Annotated in this window: 1 protein-coding gene; it reads right to left on the bottom strand. The window is 67.1% G+C overall.

What is annotated here, in order from left to right; genetic code table 11:
* Nucleotides 1–286 precede the first annotated feature (286 nt).
* Nucleotides 287–784 carry a GNAT family N-acetyltransferase gene (locus tag ABT186_RS47860; RefSeq protein ID WP_351237941.1) on the bottom strand — a complete coding sequence of 166 codons (498 nt, stop codon included), beginning with the start codon at nt 782–784 and terminating at the stop codon, nt 287–289.
* Nucleotides 785–1,030: the final 246 nt, after the last annotated feature.

Below are 1,030 nucleotides of genomic sequence, written 5' to 3'. Positions count from 1 at the left end.
CTGACGGCGATTCGCCTTCCCCTGCCCCGCTACGCGGGAGCGGGCATTCACCCCGGCCCTGAAGGACCGGGCACCCTGCCCGAAAGCAAGGTGGAAGCAGCGCCGGTAGCGTGGCCCGTCGGGACCGAGCATGCCTGTGCGCTCGGACAAGGACGGTCAGACCGCCCGGGTGGCTACATCTCTGCGCCCGCATCCGCAGCGAGAAGGGCATCCGCTGGGGCGGACGCCCCCTCGCCGCCGCAGCCTGAGCACGTGGGGGATCCCCCGCCGCGCCCGGATGCGGAGATCAGACAGCGGCCAGGCTCTTCGCCATGACCCGCTCCCTGCCCACGCCATCGGGCAGAAGATCGCCGGGGTCACCCGTGTCCGTGAAACCGTGCCGTTCATAGAGCGCGGTCGCCTTGCGATTGTCCGGCATGACGGACAGCCGCAGCGTCGTGGCACCGCGCTCCGCCGCCCACCGCTCGACCGCCTGGATCAGGTAGTCACCCACGCCCTTGCCTCGAGCCGTGGGGTTGACCCACATCGAGATCAACTCTACGTTCCCTGCTCCCTCGCCCGGCACTCCGCTGGCCATGCCTACCGGGAGGCCGTCGAGGAGCGCGACGAGATCGTGCGCGCCAGGAATCGACAGACGGGCACGCCAGCGTTCCTCTCGGTCGCCGGAGCCCTGCCACTGGGCCAGCGTCGATCCGAACGCGTAGGGCGCCTCAGCAAGCGCGGCCAGTCGCAACTCCCGCCAAAGGGGCCAGTCGTCTGATTTCAAGGTGCGTAGTTCAAGCATGATCCAGACCCTGCCCGTCCGCCGGAGAGGTCAGCAAGTTGATTACAGCCATGCAAACGAGGTCGTTCCGCCTTGCGACCAGCCAAAACCAGGGAGCACCGGTCACTCACGCACCCGCAGACCACGAGCCCTCGGTGAACGTTGCCGGTCACGGCACTAGTGTCGTGCGCCGCAAATCACACGGGTAAGTTGCTACCTGTTTGGCGGACTGATTTTGGTGAGGTAGTCGGCGAGAGATTTCAGGAT

The organism is Streptomyces sp. NPDC001634 (assembly GCF_040298185.1).
In the GTDB taxonomy this organism is placed as follows: Bacteria; Actinomycetota; Actinomycetes; order Streptomycetales; family Streptomycetaceae; genus Streptomyces.
This window is presented reverse-complemented; position numbering and strand designations above follow the sequence as displayed.